15 protein-coding genes are annotated in these 18,806 nt (G+C 61.9%); all 15 read left to right on the top strand.

Features of this window, described 5'->3' with window-relative positions:
- The first annotated feature begins 1 nt into the window (after window position 1).
- The 15 genes from MRX98_RS14570 (at window position 2) to tssE (ending at window position 18,805) form a co-directional block, all read left to right on the top strand.
- Window positions 2-1,246, top strand: a complete 1,245-nt coding sequence (locus MRX98_RS14570; RefSeq protein ID WP_246911113.1) for a serine/threonine-protein kinase — start codon at window positions 2-4, stop codon at window positions 1,244-1,246.
- A 37-nt stretch (window positions 1,247-1,283) separates the two neighbouring features.
- On the top strand, window positions 1,284-3,260 hold the full coding sequence (locus tag MRX98_RS14565; RefSeq protein WP_246911055.1) for a tetratricopeptide repeat protein: 1,977 nt from the start codon (window positions 1,284-1,286) through the stop codon (window positions 3,258-3,260).
- Complete coding sequence (locus tag MRX98_RS14560; RefSeq protein ID WP_246911053.1) at window positions 3,250-3,756, top strand: CsgG/HfaB family protein; 507 nt, start codon at window positions 3,250-3,252, stop codon at window positions 3,754-3,756. The genes MRX98_RS14565 and MRX98_RS14560 overlap by 11 nt, the downstream gene beginning before the upstream one ends.
- A 258-nt stretch (window positions 3,757-4,014) precedes the next feature.
- Window positions 4,015-6,387, top strand: a complete 2,373-nt coding sequence (locus tag MRX98_RS14555) for a hypothetical protein (RefSeq protein WP_246911052.1) — start codon at window positions 4,015-4,017, stop codon at window positions 6,385-6,387.
- Window positions 6,384-7,109, top strand: a complete 726-nt coding sequence (locus tag MRX98_RS14550; protein ID WP_246911049.1) for a hypothetical protein — start codon at window positions 6,384-6,386, stop codon at window positions 7,107-7,109. The genes MRX98_RS14555 and MRX98_RS14550 overlap by 4 nt, the downstream gene beginning before the upstream one ends.
- Before the next feature lie 13 nt (window positions 7,110-7,122).
- On the top strand, window positions 7,123-7,644 hold the full coding sequence (gene tssJ, locus MRX98_RS14545; RefSeq protein WP_246911048.1) for a type VI secretion system lipoprotein TssJ: 522 nt from the start codon (window positions 7,123-7,125) through the stop codon (window positions 7,642-7,644).
- 28 nt (window positions 7,645-7,672) lie between these two features.
- Window positions 7,673-9,061: a type VI secretion system baseplate subunit TssK gene (gene tssK / locus MRX98_RS14540; protein ID WP_246911028.1), complete on the top strand. Its 1,389-nt coding sequence runs from the start codon at window positions 7,673-7,675 to the stop codon at window positions 9,059-9,061.
- Between the two features lie 4 nt (window positions 9,062-9,065).
- Window positions 9,066-9,743, top strand: coding sequence for a DotU family type IV/VI secretion system protein (locus MRX98_RS14535; protein ID WP_246911021.1), 678 nt, complete (start codon window positions 9,066-9,068; stop codon window positions 9,741-9,743).
- A 3-nt stretch (window positions 9,744-9,746) separates the two neighbouring features.
- The gene (locus MRX98_RS14530) at window positions 9,747-13,241 is read left to right on the top strand and encodes a type VI secretion protein IcmF/TssM N-terminal domain-containing protein (RefSeq protein ID WP_246911011.1); all 3,495 of its coding nucleotides are present in this window, start codon (window positions 9,747-9,749) and stop codon (window positions 13,239-13,241) included.
- Complete coding sequence (gene tagF, locus MRX98_RS14525; RefSeq protein ID WP_246911006.1) at window positions 13,229-13,978, top strand: type VI secretion system-associated protein TagF; 750 nt, start codon at window positions 13,229-13,231, stop codon at window positions 13,976-13,978. Before MRX98_RS14530 ends, tagF begins: the two co-directional genes overlap by 13 nt.
- A 3-nt stretch (window positions 13,979-13,981) precedes the next feature.
- A complete protein-coding gene (tssA, locus tag MRX98_RS14520; protein ID WP_246911001.1) occupies window positions 13,982-15,598 on the top strand; it encodes a type VI secretion system protein TssA in 1,617 nt (538 codons plus the stop codon).
- A 75-nt stretch (window positions 15,599-15,673) separates the two neighbouring features.
- Entirely contained in the window at window positions 15,674-16,162 is a 489-nt protein-coding gene (gene tssB / locus MRX98_RS14515; RefSeq protein WP_246910991.1) for a type VI secretion system contractile sheath small subunit, read from the top strand.
- An 18-nt stretch (window positions 16,163-16,180) separates the two neighbouring features.
- On the top strand, window positions 16,181-17,662 hold the full coding sequence (tssC, locus tag MRX98_RS14510) for a type VI secretion system contractile sheath large subunit (RefSeq protein WP_246910983.1): 1,482 nt from the start codon (window positions 16,181-16,183) through the stop codon (window positions 17,660-17,662).
- A gap of 33 nt (window positions 17,663-17,695) precedes the next feature.
- Window positions 17,696-18,211 (top strand): Hcp family type VI secretion system effector, encoded by a 516-nt coding sequence (locus tag MRX98_RS14505; RefSeq protein WP_246910980.1) that lies wholly within the window; start codon window positions 17,696-17,698, stop codon window positions 18,209-18,211.
- Window positions 18,212-18,391: 180 nt separating this feature from the next.
- Complete coding sequence (tssE, locus tag MRX98_RS14500; RefSeq protein WP_246910978.1) at window positions 18,392-18,805, top strand: type VI secretion system baseplate subunit TssE; 414 nt, start codon at window positions 18,392-18,394, stop codon at window positions 18,803-18,805.
- The last annotated feature ends 1 nt before the right edge of the window (window position 18,806 follow it).

Here is an 18,806-nt window from a genome sequence, read left to right as displayed (position 1 = left end):
CATGGATGCACACTACGGCCGCTACCGCATCGTTGAGGAGCTGGGCAAGGGCGCCATGGGGGTGGTGTACAAGGCACACGACCCCCAGATCGACCGCATGATCGCGCTCAAAGTGTTGCGCCCCGACCGGGTGACCAGCGACGCTTTCGTCGCCCGCTTCCTGAAAGAAGCACGGGCCATCGGCCGCTTGTCCCACCCCCACATCGTCACCATCTACGATGCCGGCGAAGACCAGGGCACCATTTACATCGCCATGGAGTATCTGGAGGGCGTGCCCCTGAACGAAGTGATCCGCAACGATCGCCCGGACGCCGCCCGCAGCATCGACCTGGCCCGCCGAATCGCCTTGACGCTGGATTACGCCCATCGGCAGGGCATTGTCCACAGGGACATCAAACCCTCCAACATCCTGATCACCGCCGAAGGGCAAGTGAAATTGACCGATTTCGGCATCGCCCGCATCGAAGAGGCCGCTGCGGGACAGGAGACCCAGGCGGGGGAAATCCTGGGCACACCGCTCTACATGTCGCCCGAACAGGTGATGGGCCAATCGGTCGACGGGCGTTCGGATCTCTTCTCGCTCGGTGTCATTCTGTACGAAATGGTCGTGGGGCGGCGGCCCTTCACCGGCGACAGCATCGCCGCGATCTTCCACGCCATCACCCGCGGGACCCCCGAAGCGCCGGAGCAGGTCGACCCGTTCCTGCCCAAATCGCTCTCCGGCCTGATCCTCAAAAGCCTCGCCAAGGATCCGGCGGAACGCTTCCAGACCGGCGAGCAGATGGCGGCGGCGCTGGCGGAAGCGTTGGCCGCCCTGAAAGCGCCGGCGGGCAAAACAACCACGCCGCGAAAGCGCGCTTCATCCCGACGCCTCGTCCCGGCGTTCGGCTTGTTGCTGGTGGTGCTGCTGGTTGCGGGAGGGTATTGGGCCATGGGCCGCCAACCGAACTCTTCCGCCGTCGACAAGACCGCATCGGCACCACCCGGAAATGCGGCACCGGGAAACACCGCCACCCCGCTGCAGGCCGCCGAACTGTCCCTGCTCAAGGTTTCCAGCGAGCCACCGGGGGCCGACATCTACGTGAACGAAGGTCACAAAGGCCGTACGCCAATGGATTTGGCTTTGCCGCAAGGCAAATATGAGCTGCGACTGGACCTGGAAGGGTATCTGGAATGGCAGGCCCAAGTGCAGGTGGACGCAGAAGGAGAAACACCGTTGAACATCACGTTGTGGCCGAAGCAATAGCATCGCTTGCGGCCGCCATAACAAAGGGGGATTCATCATGCGTGTCAACCGGCCTATCTTATTGGGATGCTTCACCGTCTGCATCGCCATCGGTCTCTGCCTCGCCGGCAATGCCTTCGGCCGACTCGAATCGGGCCAAAAGGCACCGGCCTTCCATCTCATCGACTTGGATGGTCGTTCCCATGCATTGTCGGAAATCGATGGGCGCCGGATGACGATTCTATATTTTTTCGATGCCACTTCGGAGGCCAGCCAGGGGGGGTTGCTGGTTCTGGACCGGCTGCTGCGGCAATACGATGATCGGCTGCTGACGGTTTGGGGCGTCAGCCGCTCCGACCAGGATGCCGTGCGCCGCTTCAACCGAAACGCCCGATTGCAATTTCCGGTACTGCTGGACGAAAAGCAGGTCAGTCGACAATACGGCGCCACCACCGTCTTGCCGGTGGTGTGCGTGCTGGGTCCGGGACGCGAAGTGCTCGAATACTTCCAGGGGGGCGGGGCCACCATCGAGGTGATGCTGACCCGCCTGGCGGAACGCCAGATTCACCGCGACCAACCGCAACTGGCCGATGCCATGGCCGAAGCGGCCATCCAGCGGGATCCGGCCAATGCCGATGCCCAAGCGGTCCGCGGCTATGCGGCCCTGGCCAGGGGCGAAACGGATGAAGCACAGAAGATGTTCGATCAGCTCGCGGCCCGCGACGACGACGCGGCCGTGATCGGCCAGGAGGGGCAGGCCGTCGTGTTGGCCCGCAAGGGGCAAACGGACCAGGCCCTGGCCATGGCGGAGACGGTGACCCGCAAGGCACCGCAGCGCGTGGTGGCCCACAAGGTCAAAGGGGATCTGTTGATCGCCAAGGGCGACCGTGCCGCGGCCGCGACCGCTTACCAGGCGGCCGCCGCACAGCCCGAAGGCGCGCCTTTTCAAAAGGCGGAAGCGTTCAACCAGTTGGGACGCCTGTACGCCGCGCAAGGCCAATTCGACGAGGCCCGCAAGCTTTTCGACAATGCGGTGGCCATGGATCCCTACTACCTGGAGCCCACCTCCAACAAAGGGGTGACCTACGAAAAACAGGGACTCTGGGACAAAGCCCTGACCGAATACCGCAAGACATTGGCCATGGACCAGTCGGACACCATCGCCGCGGTGCTGGCACGCAAAGCCGAGCAGATCATCGCCCTGCAGCAGGACAACGCCCGAAACCAACGCATGGACAAACTGGTCGGCGATCTGGTGGAACGGTATCGCCGGCAACAAACCCAAAAAACGGACCGTCCCGAAGATCAGTGGACCTCGCGGCCATTGATCTTGAGCTTCGTGGATATCCAGGAGCGGGGCGGGCTCGCCAGCCGGGACGGCCTTTCCATCGTACTGGCCACCCGTCTCGGCGAATTGCTGGCCGAATCGGGACGGGTGCAGGTGGTGGAACGGGTGGTGATGGAACGCCTGCTGTCCGAACTCAATCTGGGATCATCCGAACTGGCAGATCCTGAAACCGCCCTGCAACTGGGCCGCCTGTTGGCCGCCAAGCTGATCGGCACCGGCTCGCTACTCTACACGCCGGACAGCACTCTGCTCCACCTGCGGCTGGTGGACACCGAAACCTCCGCCATCGCCAAAACCATCGCCCATCGCCTCACCGGTCAAACGGATCTGGAACGGCAACTGTTCGACTTGAATCGGGACATTCTCAGAATGGTGATGGAGCGCTACCCCCTGCAAGGCTACATCGTCGAAATGGAAAACCGGGAGGCAATGATCAATCTGGGCCAAAACCAGGGGGTCACCGTCGGCAGCGCATTCGCGGTGGTTGAACCCGGCGCGGAGCGGACCTACAGGGGGCGCGTGCTACGCGGCGCCATGAAAACCGTGGGCCGCCTGGAGGTGGTGCGCGTGGAACCGGACTTGAGTTACGCCCGGGTGGTTGCACAAGACCGACCATTGGTTATGGACGACCAAATTCGTGAGATAATGCCCGCCGCGGTTGCCTCGGGAGGCCGCGATGAAAGCTGAGGTCAACCTGCGCGCCAAGGCATGGGTTTTGGTCGCGCTCTTTTTGCTGGCGGCATGCAGCGCCGGCGCACCGGTGCGCGATCAACGGCCCATCGCAGTCGCCGTTTGGGATCTGGAAGACCTGAGCGTGCACCCCATTGATCGGATCGGCATGGGCGAATTGATGGCGCAGCAAATCGCCGCCCACCTGGAGGGCCGGGCGGACTATCAGGTGGTTGAAAGGCAACGGCTGCTCGATGTCATGGAAGAGTTGCATATCGGCAGCTCCGATTTGGCCGATGCGAGCACCCGCCTGCAACTGGGTCGTATCATCGGGGCCCGGCAAATGGTCTTCGGTGCCTACCAGGCCATCGGAGCCTCCCTGCGCTTGGATGTGCGCCGCGTCGATGTCGGCACCGGCCGAGTTCTCAACACCGCAACGGCCGACGCCCCCGTCGACAATCCCAGCGCTTGGCTCAGCGCAGCTGAACAGGCCGCCGAGGCGCTATTTCCATAAACCGTAGTAACCGAAAAAGTCCTAAAACAAAGGGAGGCGCGGCCGCAAAGAGGGGCGGTGATACTGAACCGGGGTCGCAGTTTGGCCGAAGCGCTCCAGGAAAGGGCCCGACCGGTTTTGCGCCTTGACTATCCCTCGATTTTATTATAGTTTTTCTAACAGCTTGGGTAACCGGGTAATTCCATCATCGCAAACGCCACCACAAACAAACGGACATCGTGAGTGACCAATTCCGCAATGGCTGCAACAGGTCCTTCCATGACGCCTTCGCTGTTACCCTATCTCGATCCGGGCACCCGCGGCCTACGACTGCGGTTGCCCATGGTGCAACGCCAAGGCAACGGCCCCGGCATCGCTTTGGCCACCATGGAAGGCACAGGAGCGTTTTCCGCGCTGGTTGAAGTTTCCCTCCACGCCGGTCAAAGCGCCGCCTTGCAGCGCCTGTTGTTGCTGATCCAGCCGGACACCTACCCCCAAGCGGCTTCTGAATTGGTCGGCTTGACCAATCCGGATATCGAAAGGCTGTGGCAAGCGGCCGCCGGCAAGGCAGTCAAAGCGCCGCCGGCAAAAGAGTTGCCGCCCTGGCCGGAGCAGCTGGACGGGCAAAAGCGCCTACTGCCGTGGCGCCCCCTGTTCTACTGCGCCTTCAAACAACGCTTCGCCCATCCCCTCTGCCCGACCTGCGGCGACGGCCTGACCCTCTGCCGCGACGACCGTTGCCTGTCCGACGCCGGCCTGCCGGCCTTCAGCGCGGGCCTGCAGCGCTATCTTTATTGTCCATCTTGTGCATCCACTGCGGAACCGCCGCGTTTCTATGCACGCCACCTGCCTGAGGCACCGCCCGCGCATCTGCGGGGTGCGGAGGCCCTCATGGAACAGTTCAGCCGCCTGCTGGCCAGGGAAGATTTGGCGCACGACTTGCCGTGCATCGGCTGTGAGCATTCCGGCGAATGCTACGGGCCGGCCACGGCGGTGCATGAACGCATGGCGGCCCTCTGCTTCCATCCCTTTTATACCCTGCCTCGTTCGGCCGCCGACCTGAACTTGCTCGAATTCAGCGCCCTGCTTTCCAACCGCAGCGCAGAGGCGCTCGCCCCGCGACTCAAGCAAGATCGTAAAACCGGACGCCTGGGCAAGTTGCAGCGATTTCAGGAACGGTTCAGCGCCAACGACGGTTTTCTGTTCAGCCAACCGGCGCAGCGCTTCGCCGAGGCTTTCTATCTGAAACTGACCCTGGTCGAAACGATCCACCAGTTGCTGGCGCAGACCACCGAAGATTGGCAAGGACCGGTCGTCGATCTATCCTTGGAAAGCTTCTGGGTGTCGTTGCCCGAGCTGGCGGCCCGACTGCCCGTCTTCTGGAATTTCGGCCTGCAATGGGTCGACACCGTTGGCAGACCGGACATCACCCCGGGCAGCGGCATGTTGGCCCGCTGCCGTTCGCGCGCCTTTTTGGGAACCGCCTTTTTCCATATATTGCTGGCCAACGACCAACAGGGCGCACACGAAGTGCGGCAGGCGCTGCAACGCCTGCTGACGGATGCCGCCGCAAGCGACCCGTGGCAAAACGAGCCGATCTTCGATCCAGGCCGCTCGTTCACCCCTGCCGATTCCCTTTTACTGCCCCCGGACTGCCGCGACATGTGGCAAGGCGCCCTCGATCTCGCCTTGTCGGCGCTGCGCGCGGGCCACAATGCCGAAGGCGACTGGTCCGATGAACAGTTCGCGACGGCACTGGCGGACCTCAAGCAACAGGCATTTCGCTGGATGTTCCAACCCGCGACGACCGCCCCGATGCCCGCTGCGACCCAGTCCACGGAGATGCCACAGGATCGCCAAATCGCCAACGTCGTGCGCGCCGTGCTGTCCCGCTGGCCCCGGGAGCCGGCAACACCGGAACATCCACCGGAATCGGTTGCCGTACCCGAGCACCCTTTGCCCGACAGCGAAGGCGATTTCATGCAAACCGTCATTCTGGAAGATCATGACGCCGTATCGACGCCACTGAACGCGACCGAAGCGCCACCCGCATTGCAGCCACCCCCGTCCCCAGCGCGCACCACCGACGCCCGGGACGGCAAAGCATACGGATCCGCTGACGACGTGGCGGCCACGGTCATGCTGCCATCCGAGCCGCCCCGGCAGCCAGCGACGACCGCTGCGCAACCTGAAACACCGGTGTCTCCCGGGCGCCCGGCGGCCGGGGCGGAAGAGGACCTGGAAGCCACTGTATTGCTCTCCACCGGTGCATCGCGCCCGCCATCGCCGAGCGAGGCGCAACTCGCGCCACCGGCGTCCCCGGAAAGCCCGCCGACAGCCGCGGAACAGGACCTGGAAGCCACTGTTTTACTGTCATCCGAGCCGTCCCGGCAGTCGCCGAACAACGCACCGCCTGCAACACCGGCGCCGCCTGAAGGACCACCGGTGCATACGGAAGACGATCTTGAGGCCACGGTATTGATCGGCCAGGGCGGCACGCCCGGGCAGCCTGCCGCCGTCAGGCCGCAGCCGCCGGCTTCCGGAGGAGAAAATACGAAGCCGCCGCCGCACCCTGAATCGGAAGAGGACCCGCTGGACGAAACGGTGATCATCCAGCCACGACAATCCGCCAACCGGAAATCGAAGCCATGACCGGCACCGCCAACGCTTCCCAACTGGCCGAGGATCTGCGCGCGCTGCACGCCGGCGACCCCGCCGATGCCCCCCGGGCCATCGAAGCCCTCTTGCAGGAGCGCTTGGCCGGCTGCTCCCCTGCGCAGGGCCGCCGAACCTTGATAAGCCTTTTGCAAATTCTCGAACCAAGGCACGAAGGCGACGACATGGCGACCGACGAAGCGGTGTTGAACCGGATATGCGGCCTGTTGCTCGGACGCCGCTTCGCACCCGGTGAGCTTTCAGCGGACCAGATGCTCGAGCGCCTGGGACGGTCGATGAACACCATCTTCGATGCCCTCAACCGTTTGATCGCCTCGATCGACACCGTTTTCTCCGGCGAGGACGACGGATCGCAGACCATCCGGCATTTCATCGGTGATCACATGGAAGGCGAAGATGCGCAGCTTTCCCTTGAAGCCCACATTCGTCGCATCAACGACGCCTTCCTGCTGACCCACGAAGCGTTCAAGGCCGCCGCTAAGACCAAGTTCGCCCAGGTCCTCAACGCCGTGAGTCAAGAGACCGTCGCCGCCGAACGCAGCGGCGGTCTGAAACTCGGCCCGCTGCGCAAAGCGGAAGACCACGACATCTTGAGAGAAAAGATCGACCGCATCCAACGCTGGTTCGATTCGGAACGGTTCATGGAAGACTTCCTGAGGGAATTCGAAAAACAATGCCAGGAAATCACCCGCAAGTAAGGAGAGTGTCATCATGCCCTATCGCGCTTGCCACGTCTTGTTCATTCTGACCCTTTTGCTGTCGGCCTGCGCCTCGCCGCCGCCGCCCGCACCCGATTGGAGCTATGAAAAAGAGGCCATCGAAATGCGGGTCAAGGCCGATCCACAACTCAACCTGGACGACGGGGCACCCCACACGCTGGTGCTGTGCACCTACCAGTTGAGGGACCCCAACACCTTCAACCTGCTGGCCGAGGACCTGGAGGGGATCTACAAGTTGCTCGCCTGCGATCTGTTCGACCACAGCGTGGCGACCGCCAAACGGTTCATTGTCCATCCGGGAGAGGAGACGGTCCATGCCATGGATCGCGCGGCGGGCGCTCGGCATGTGGGGGTGGTGGCCGGTTATTACACCTTGCACCAGGACAGGGTGACGCGCCTGTACAATATCCCCGTTTCGGTGGAAACCTCGGGCCTGGTACGCCGCACCACCGTCAGCCGGCCCGGCCGCCTCTCCTTCGAACTGGAGTTGGGACCGCTGCAAATCGGTCCTTGATCACCCATCGGCAGCGAAAGCACACCTCATGATGGAACGCGCACTCTTTTGGCATCAAGGGTTGTTTTTACAGCCCCAGCACCTTCAACTGAGCAGCCGGTACCAGGAAGCCCTGAGCCTGCCGCTCAAACAATTTCTGCAACCCCATTTTTGGGGCGTCGGACATTACCGGGTACAAACCGCCGCCCTGGACAACCGCAGTTTTCACCTGACGGAAGGCAAGTTCCTGTTTTCCGACATGACCTATGTGGAGATTCCCGGCAACGGCGTGGTCATGCCCCGCTCCTTCGAGGCCGACTGGGAAGCCGGCAGTCAACAGTTCGGCGTCTACCTGGGTCTGCGCAAATGGAACCCCGGCGGCAACAACGTGACGATCGTAAATGACATCGGGGATGCAACGGAGGTCTTGACGCGCTGGGCGACCCCTGCCGCGGCGGATGCCGTGCCCGATCTGCACCGGGACGGACCGGCGGCCGAAGTCCAGCGGCTCACCTGCGTGCTGAAGGTGTTCTGGGAAACGGAAAAGGATCGGTTGGGGGATTACGATTTGATTCCCATCGGTCGCTTGGAGCGCGACCAGGACCGGGTGCGCTTGTCCGATGCCTATCTGCCGCCCTGTCTATCCATCGACGCCGACAAAAACCTATACAACACCATCACCGAAATACGGGACCAAATCGGTGCACGGGCACGCCAACTGGAAGCGTACAAGCGGGATCGCGGGCTCCACTCCGCCGAATTCGGCGCCCGCGACATGGTGTACCTGCTGGCCTTGCGTTCCCTGAACCGTTATGCCGCCCTGCTGGAACACTGCACCGCCGCACGGCACGGTCACCCATGGCAAATCTACGGGCTGCTGCGCCAACTGGTGGGCGAGCTTTCCACCTTCACCGCGGACATCTCGTACACCGGCCAATCGAACGCGGGCGAGCAGATGCTGCCCGGCTACGATCATCAACAACTCGGGCCCTGCTTTGCGGCCGCCCTGTCATTGATCACCCTCCTGCTCGACCAAATCACTGCCGGGCCTGAATTTGTGCTGCCCATGCGGTTCGACGGCACCTATTTCGGCACCGAACTGCCGGCCAACATTTTCGAAGGGCGCAACCGTTTCTACCTTGTGGTGGAGACCGAGGCCGACCCCAAAGGCGTACTACCCGCCCTTACGGGCATCGCCAAACTGGGCTGCCGGGAGTCGTTGCCCATTCTGATCGCCCGTTCCTTGTCGGGCATCGGTTTGACCCACCTGGCGACGCCGCCTTCGGAACTGCCCCGCCGCAGCCGGGCGCTCTATTTTCAGATCGACCACCACGACGATCAATGGCCGCAGGTGCAAAAGGTGAAAAACCTGGCCCTTTACTGGGACGCAGCGCCGGAGGATTTGAGTATCGAACTGATGGCCGTAAGAAGGAGTTAGCCCCATGGACTTGTCCGCATGCTTCGTTGAAATCATCGCCTACACCTTGGCCGTGGCTCGCGGCGACGGGGCATCATCCCTTGCCTACGAACAGGTCCGCAACACCATGCAGCGGCTGATCGACCAAAGCGAAACCTGTTTGGCGCAAGGCGACTTTTCGCAGGAGGATCGCGACCTGGCGCGTTTCGCCGTCTTCGCCTGGGTGGATGAAACCCTGCTCGCATCTTCATGGGAAGGCCGGCAGCAGTGGCAACGCGAGCAACTGCAGCGGGTGCACTTTCAAACCGCCGATGCAGGGGAGCTCTTTTTCGAACGCCTCAATGGCATCGGCCCCCATCAGCAGCAGGTGCGCGAAGTCTACTACCTTTGCCTGGCACTGGGCTTCAGTGGCCAATATTGCAATGAAGGCGACGATTTCATGTTGGAACAGCTGCGCACCTCGAACCTCAAACTGCTGACCGGTCGCGCCGTGGGCATTCCGGACTGGAAGGATCAAACCCTTTTTCCCGATGCCTACTCTCGCGATGAGGGCGACGGCGTGCCATCATTGCAAGAGAAAAGGCGCTGGCCCGCATTCGCCATGATCTGCGCGGCGGCGCCGCTGGTGCTGTTCGGCGTTTTGTACCTCATCTACAGTTTCATTCTTAATAACATCGGCAACAATCTCATGGGTACGGTGTAGTAGATGAAATCCATTGCGGGATGGCTGATCAAAATTTTTCTGGTATTCACCTTGGCGGTACTGGCGCTGCTGCTGATCCTCGCCCTGGTGCTCTGGGTCGGTTGGCCCTGGTGGGTGAGCCTGTTTGTGGCCCTGGGGATGGCGGGCCTGCTGCTGGCGGCGGTCTTGCTGCGCAAAATCTGGCTGCGGCGACGGGAGCAGCGCTTCGTGCACCAAATCATCGCCCGGGACGATGCGCGGCAAGCCAACATGGCGCCGGCGGAGCAACAGCAGGCGCGCGAACTGCAAGCCCGTTGGAAGGAAGCCATCAACGCCTTGCGGCACTCTCATTTGCGCAAGCACGGCAATCCGCTCTATGTGCTGCCCTGGTACATGGTCATCGGCGAAAGCGGATCCGGCAAAACCACGGCCATCCAAAGCGCCCGCCTTTCATCCCCCTTCGCCGAAATGAGTCGCACTTCGGGCATTTCCGGTACCCGTAATTGCGACTGGTGGTTTTCCGAACAGGCCGTCCTGATCGATACCGCCGGCCGCTATGCAATGCCTGTCGACGAGGATCAGGACAAGGAGGAGTGGCAGACCTTTTTAACCCTCCTGGCCAAATTTCGCAAAAAAGAACCCCTCAACGGTCTGGTGGTGACCGTGGCGGCGGACCGCCTGGCCCGGGCCGACACGGACGCGCTGACGGCGGAGGGCCGCGTCATCCGGCAACGCATTGAAGAGCTGACCCGGGTGCTGGGCGCCCGTTCGCCGGTCTACATCCTGGTCACCAAGTGCGACCTGGTGCAGGGAGCGACCACTTTTTGCGACCAGTTGCCCGAGCCGGCGCTGCAGCAGGCCATGGGCCACATCAACCAATCCCTGGAAACGGATGCCGCCGCCCTGACGGATACGACCTTCCGTCGGGTGGGTGAACGCCTCCGTCAATTGCGGCTGTTGATGCTGCACAAAACCCCCAAGGGGTCGCCGAGCGCGGACCTGTTGCTTTTTCCGGAAGAGCTCGACAAGCTGCGCCTCCCCTTGACCGCCTTCGTGCAGGGCGCCTTTCAGCAAAACCCCTACCAGGAAACCCCGCTGCTGCGAGGGATCTTTTTCAGCTCCGGCCGGCAGGAAGGCACGCCCTTCTCCCATTTTCTGGAGGCCTTGGGCCTGATTCACACCCGTGACGTGCTGCCCGGCACCAACAAGGGGCTCTTTCTGCACGACTTTTTCGCCAAAATCCTGCCCACGGACCGGCACCTGTTCCGACCCACCCAACATTTGCTGCAGTGGCGCATGTTGACCCGGCACCTGGGACTGGCGGCCTGGGTGGCGGTGGCGGTAGCGGCCTGCGGGTTGTTGAGCTACGCCTTTGTCAAAAACCTCAACACCCTGGCCGATGTCCGGCGGGAATTCGACCGTCCGGCCGCAATGCAGGGGCGTATTCTCGCCGACACCATCACCTTGGATCGCTTCCGCGATGCCGTGCAGGAGGTGGAAAGCGGCAACCGCAACTGGTGGATCCCCCGGTTGGGAATGACGGAGAGCCTCAAGGTCGAAGGCGCCCTCAAGCAGCGGTTTGTCGATTTGTTTCACAAGGAATTCCTGGGGCCTTTCGATCAACGGATGGCCGATCGCATGACCCACTTCGGGCCGCAGACGGCGGCGTTGGATCTCGGTACCCATGTGATGCACCTTGCCCGGCGCATCAACCTGATCAAAGCCTGCCTGGACGGGGCCGAGCCGGCGCAATTGGCCGGCTTGCCCCAACCGCGATATGGTCCGGCACTGCTGCAGGATGCCGAAGCCATCACCGAAATCCAGACGCGGATCGGCACCCAGTACTTGTACAGCTTGAACTGGACACAGGACAAAGATCGGCTCAATGATGAAATGCGCCGGCTGCACACCTGGTTGAAGCACCTGCTCAGCCAACCGGAGGCCGATCTCAACTGGCTGGTCGTATGGGCCGCCGACGATCCCGATGCATCGCCGATCGGCATGGCGGACTTCTGGGGTCCGCTTGCCAAGGACGCACCGGCGCCGGCCACCATTTCGGCGGCCTATACCCCGATCGGCAAGAACCGGATCGAGACGGCCATCGACGAAATCGAATCCGCATTGTTGGAGCCGTTGCTGTTGGCCGCGCCCAAGCAGAACTTCGCCGAATGGTACCGCAATCAATACTTCGCCGCCTGGGAAAGTTTCGTCAAGGACTTCAGCGGCGCCCCCGATCTCATCCAAGAGAAGCGCCGCTGGCAGGATGTGGCCCGGCGACTTCCCACCCGGCAAGGGCCCTACTATGCCCTGATTCAGCGCATCAGCGAAGCGTTCCAGGTTTATGAACAGGAAACGGCCATCCCCGCCTGGGCCGGCCTGGCCTTCGACTGGCAGGAGGTCGTCAAAGAGTCGCAAAAAGGCGATGTCGTGGACCCGCAACAATCGGGACTGTTTCGCAAAGCGACGCGCCAAGTCACCTCCCGGATGAGAAAAGCGGAACGCGCGTTGGGGGTGCGTGTCCGCGCACCGATGGAAGCCGAAGCCCAACTGCAGGCCGCTCAGGTTTACCTGGAGTATCAGAAGGCCCTGGAGGCAATGGTGCAGGCCGCCGATTCACGCAACGTGGCCTTCGACATGGCAACGGCCCTCTTCCAGCAGGACCCCGCAACGGGTGATGTGCCTTTCTTGACGGCCCACCGCGCCCTGTCGAATCTGAAAATCATCATGGCCGAGCAGGATGACCGGAACGAAGCCCCTTTTTGGCATCTGTTGGCAGGTAACATCCTTTTCATGCAGCGTTATGTGACCCAAGAGGCGGCCTGTCGGTTGCAAACATTGTGGGAAAACCAGGTGTTGCTCGAGCTGCAGGATGTCAGCGCCGACCGCGACCCGGGGCAGGTGTTGATGGGCCCCGATGGCTTGGCCACCCGCTTTCTCAGTCAACCGGCGGCGCCTTTCATCACCCGTAGCCTGGCAAAGGGGTATCACGCCACCCGCGCCTTGGACATGGAACTCGCCTTCGAGCCGGCATTTCTTGCCTATCTGAGCAAGGGCGCGCAAGCGGCCCGACCGGTGCGCAGCCAGTACACGGTCCAAATCAAAGGATTGCCCACGGGCACCAACCCCGAGGCCCGGGTGCAACCCCACGCGACGGTCCTGGAGATGCAGTGCGCCGCGGGCACGACGCGCATGGAAAACCTCAACTTTCCCGTCGCCAAGCAGTTCAACTGGTCCGCTGGGGATTGCGGCGAAGTGCGGTTGCGCATTTTCGTGGGGGACACGACACTGGTCAAAACATACACCGGCCGTTACGCCTTCGCCCAATTCCTGAACGATTTCAAAACCGGGCAACGCACCTTTCAAGCCAATGCGTTTCCCGAACACGAGGCGAGCTTGAAAAGATCGGGCATCGAGTTCATCCGGGTGCGCTATCAGCTCCAAGGACACGGTCCCGTGATCCAATTGCTGGCCGGTGCCCCGGGCCGGCCTCCCGGACGAATCGCCACATGTTGGGACTGAACCGAACCCGCCGCAGCTGGCAATGGCATGCCGCCGGCAAGCATCCTGTAGCGCCGGATTTCATTCACCTGCGCGGCGGGACGCCGATATTGGAAGTCGTGGCCGATTGGATGACCAAAGGTTATGACGCGCTGGCCGGAAGGCCGCAGTCCATGGTTTCCCGTTACCACTTGTGGCGCTTTTGGCTGCAAGGCGGGCAGGCGGACCATTTGATCTGCGGCGTGGTCAAAGACAGCAGTGATCGCCTGGGGCGCCCCCACCCCTTGATGATAGCGGGAAGCGGCCCCTTGGCCCATTGGCAGAGGCGATGGCCCCTTCTGGCGGTGCAACTCGACCCTTTGTGGGAAGAGGTGGAACAGACCGCCGCACGACGGTTCGACAACCTGAGAGACTTCGGCGACGCGGTGGCGCGCTTGGGCAGGCCGGCCGCCGATGAAAACACCGTCGCAGCGCCGCCGAGCGCCCCCATCGCCGCCGAACGCTTGGCCGATTGCCAAAACGCCCTGCAAAGCGATGGTCGCGCCTTCATCGCCCTGGACGACGACCTGGCCGTCGACCCGCTCGCAAAAGTCGTTGCCTGGCACACGCAGTTGGACCGGTGTTGCCCCGAGGTGCCGCGGGCGGTTTTTATCGGCGGGCCCTTGGAGCGGGCGCACCTGGTGATTTTCCGACATGCGTTGGCCACCGCCGACTTCATACGCTTGTGGCGCATGCACGCAGACACGAAGGAAAGCTGATTCATGGATTTGAGTGCAATTGGAACAACCCCCATCTCCGAAGCAACCCCCGGTGGCGCGGACGTGCGTTATGATCCCGATTTCGAGGCGCTGCAGGCGGAAATCGACAAGCTGGGATCGCCGACCGCCTCCGGCCAGGTGGACTGGTCCCGGGTCATCGACCTGGCCACTGCGATCCTTCAATCCAAAGCCAAGGATCTCAATGCGGCCGTTTACCTTTGTGTCGCCCTGGTGACGACCCGTCAGTGCGAAGGGTTGGATCAAGGGCTGGCCCTGCTCAAGGCGCTGCTGGAAAACTTTTGGGACACCCTCCACCCCCCCAAAAAACGGATGCGTGGCCGCGCGGGCGCCATCGACTGGTGGCTTGAAAAAACGGAAAACGCCCTTTCGCGGTTGCCTGCGCCCGCTCCGTTGCCGGCGGAGATGCCGGCCCGAATGTTGGAAAACCTCCACGCCATCGACAGCCTGTTGGCCGACAAAATGCCCGACGCGCCCATATTGCGCCAACTGCAACGTCGGATCGAGACGTTCCCGATCAGCGACGTGCAGGAAGCCGCGACACCGCCGCCGGCCGCCGCCGAAACCCCGGCAATCCCGGCACAATCTCAGGATCCGCCGGCAACGGCCGCCGCGACACCGCCGATCCCCGCGCCGAGGGCCACCGCACCAACCAAGACCGAGGAAGGAGCCTCCGAAAACCTTTCCAGCAGCGCCGAGGCGCGCAAAGCCGCCGATGGCGTCATGCAGCGCTTGCGGCGGATCAGCCTGGCGCTGCTCGAGCATGACACCGCCGACCCATTGGCCTACCGTTACCGCCGCATTGCGGGCTGGGCGAGGGTGATGGCGGCACCGCCGGTCAACAAGGACGGCAACACCGCCATTGCACCGCCGGCGCCCCAAGTCCTGCAACAGTTGGAAGAGCTGCGCAGTGCGGGTAATGCCGCGGCACTGCTGCCCCAATTGGAACAAAAGGTGTCCCAGCACATCTTCTGGCTGGACCTCCACCGCTACACGGCGGAAACGCTGCAAGATCTGGGAAATGCACATCAGGCGGCCCATGACGCCGTTTGCCACGAAACCGCGGCGCTTTTGCGTCGATTGCCGACCCTGGCGGCATTGTGCTTTTCCGATGGTATGCCTTTTGCGGATGACCCGACGCGCCAATGGCTTGCTCAAATCGGATGCGACGCACAACCCGCGGGCCAGGGGGGGACCGCCGGACCGGCCACGGCGGACGACCCGTTGGCCGAGACGGTGGACGCTGCCCGGTCCATGGCTCGCAAGAAGCAGCTGGTCGAAGCCGTCGGCCTGCTGCAGCAGAAAATGCAGCAAAGCCCGGGCCGCCGCAACGCATTGCGCTGGCGCTTGGCCATCATCCGGTTGTTGTTGGAACATCGCAAGGCGCCGGCGGCAGTGCCGCACGTGGAGTACACGCTTACCGAAATGCAGCGTTTTGATTTGGCGCGTTGGGAGCCGGCGTTGGCGGTGGAGGTGCTGTCGCTGGCCGGGCAGGCCTTCGACGCTCAAAGCGGCAATGAACACAAATCGCGCGCCGGGGAGATGCGCCACCGCGTGGCCGCGCTCGATCCGGTTGCGGCCCTTCGCGCCGACCGGTCCTGAAGGCCTTCGGCTGCAAGAAGGGCTAACGCGACCCGATTCAGATAAACCCCAAACCCCAGACAAGGGAGTCAAGCCATGGCCAAGGAAGGAACCGTCGCCCCCAAGGAAAGAGTCAATATCGTCTACCGACCCGCCACCGGGGATGCCAAGGAAGAGGTGGAGCTGCCGCTGAAGCTGCTGGTGGTCGGCGATTTCACCCTCCAGGCGGATGACCGCATGATCGAAGAGCGCGAACCCACCCGGATCGACAAGGACAACTTCAATGACGTGATGCGGGCACAGAACCTCAAAATCGACATCACCGCGCCGGACAAGCTTTCGGATGAACCGGACAAAGAGATGGCGGTTTCGCTCAGTTTTGAATCGATCAGCGATTTTTCTCCCGAAAGCATCGCCCGGCGCACGCCCGAACTGAACAAATTGCTCGAGTTGCGCGAAGCGCTATCCTCATTGAAAGGCCCCATGAGCAACCGGCCGGAGTTTCGCAAAAAGATCCAGGAGATCGTCACCGATGCGGCGACGCGCGAAAAATTGCTCAAGGAATTGAATCTGGACAAAGAATAAATCAGGGAGGTGGTAAGCATGGCCGAAGAACGTGAAATGGAACAAGCTGCGCCCCCCGAGGCCGCAGAAACCTCTTTACTGGATGACATCGTCACCGCAACCCGGCTCAAACCCGCCGACGAAGGCTACGGCGTGGCCAAACGCGGCGTGGAAGCATTGCTGGCCCAATTGGTGGTCCCGGGCCGCACGGTGGACAAGGTTTCCAACGCTTTGATCGATGAGTTCATCGCCGAAATCGACGGCAAGCTCAGCCGACAGCTGGATGCGATTCTTCACAATCCCGAGGTGCAACGGCTGGAGTCGGCCTGGCGGTCGCTCAAATACCTTGTCGACAAAACCGATTTCCGTGAGAACATCCGCATCGAAATCCTGAACGCCGGCAAACAAGAGCTGTTGGAAGATTTCGAGGATGCCCCCGAAGTGAGCAAGGCCGGTCTTTACAAAACGGTCTATACCGCGGAATATGGCCAATTCGGCGGTCAGCCCTACGGCAACATCATCGCCAATTACGAATTCGGTCCCGGGCCGCAGGACATTAAACTGCTCCAGTATGTGGCCGCGGTTTCGGCCATGGCCCACGCGCCCTTCGTGGCCGCCGCCGGGCCGCAATTCTTCGGCGTGGACAGCTTCAACGAGCTGCCCAATCTGAAAGATCTGCACGCGGTTTTCGAGGGGCCCCAATACACCAAGTGGCAATCTTTTCGCGAAACGGAGGATGCCCGCTATGTCGCCCTGACCGTGCCCCGTTTCCTTTTGCGGCTGCCTTACGGCCAGGACACCCAGCCGGTCAAAACCTTCAACTATGAAGAGAATGTGTCGGCCACCCACGACCACTATCTGTGGGGCAACGCGGCCTTTGCTTTCGCCACCCGCCTGACCGATAGTTTCGCCAAGTACCGCTGGTGCACCAACATCATCGGACCCATGGGCGGCGGCACGGTGGAAGATCTGCCCTTGCACCAATTCGAGGCCATGGGCGCCGTCCAGACCAAGATCCCCACTGAAGTCCTGATCTCCGAACGACGTGAATTTGAATTGGCCGAAGAAGGCTTCATCGCCCTGACCATGCGCAAAGGCAGTGACAATGCCTGCTTTTTTTCCGCCAACTCGGTGCAAAAGCCCAAAAACTTCGGTATCAGCGAAGAGGGCAAGAACGCCGAACTGAACTACAAACTGGGCACCCAGCTGCCGTACATGTACGTGGCCAACCGCCTGGCCCACTACTTGAAGGTGATCCAGCGCGAAAACATCGGCAGTTGGAAGGAGCGTGCCGATCTGGACAGGGAACTGAACACCTGGATCCGGCAGTACGTGGCCGACCAGGAAAACCCCCCCGCCTCGGTGCGCAGCCGGCGGCCGCTGCGCCAGGCGCAAATCACGGTGGAAGATGTGGAAGGCGAGCCAGGCTGGTACCGGGTGGGAATGAAGGTCCGCCCCCACTTCAAGTACATGGGTGCTTTTTTCACCCTTTCGCTTGTCGGGAAACTGGACAAGGAATAAACCAACCAAATTTAAAGAAAAAGGAGAACGAAGATGCCGACACCAGCTTATTTGACCATCGAAGGCAACAGCCAGGGACTGATCACCCAAGGTGCTTTCACCGAGGAGAGCGTGGGCAACATCTACCAGGAGGGCCATGAAGACGAAGTTCTGGTCCAGGCGCTGTCCCATGACATCACCATCCCCCGCGATCCGCAAAGCGGTCAGCCGACCGGGCAACGGGTGCACAAACCGTTGGTCATCACCAAGGTGCTCGACAAGGCGTCGCCACTGTTGTGCAACGCTCTGTGCTCCGGCGAACGTTTGACCAAGTGCACCATCAAATTCTATCGCACCAGTGCCGATGGCCAACAGGAACACTATTACACCATCGAACTGGAAGATGCCATCATCGTCGATATCAAGACCTACATGCCCAACTGTCAGGATCCGGCCCAGGCCCATTTCACCCATTTGGAAGATGTTGCCTTCACCTATCGCAAGATCACCTGGAACCATGTCGTGTCCGGCACGGAGGGAACGGACGACTGGCGCGCCCCACGGTCCTGATGCAACAGGGCAAGCACTTGAACACGATTGGTTTTGTGCCGCGCATGCCTTGCCGGCAACCGTCCGGCGGATCGATGCCGTTGCGTTGCCTGCAAGGCGGCTTGGCATGAAACCGGTCGACCATGCCGGGCGCGGGGTCGCTTGAGTAGACCTCGGCCCGCATAAAGAGCAGGACGTGCCATGCGTGAACACCGTCTTTTGGACCGCATCCGTGAATCGGCCAGAAACCCGAGTCGTCGGGTGACCGAAGATCCCGCGCAAATGATACGCTCGGTCCAATCACACTTGCAGCGCATTCTCAACACGCGCCAGGGCAATGTACCCATAGCTGAAGATTACGGCATTCCCGACTTTACGGACTTGATGAGCGGCTATCCCGAATCGCGGCGCGTGATAGAACACACCATCCGGGACACCATTCAGAAATACGAGCCGCGACTGCGCCAGGTCCGGGTGGTATTTCTGGACCAGGCCGGCGACGCCCTGACGGTCCATTTTCAGATCAATGCCCAACTGGTGTTGGCCGGCCACCGAGACCCGGTCACCTTCGACAGCGTGCTGGATACCGGCGGCCAAATTAAAGTAAAGAAGTAGG

Source organism: Desulfatitalea alkaliphila (assembly GCF_022968795.1).
GTDB lineage: Bacteria > Desulfobacterota > Desulfobacteria > Desulfobacterales > Desulfosarcinaceae > Desulfatitalea > Desulfatitalea alkaliphila.
The sequence above is the reverse complement of the archived record's forward strand: the minus strand, read 5'-3'. Positions and strand labels throughout refer to the sequence as shown.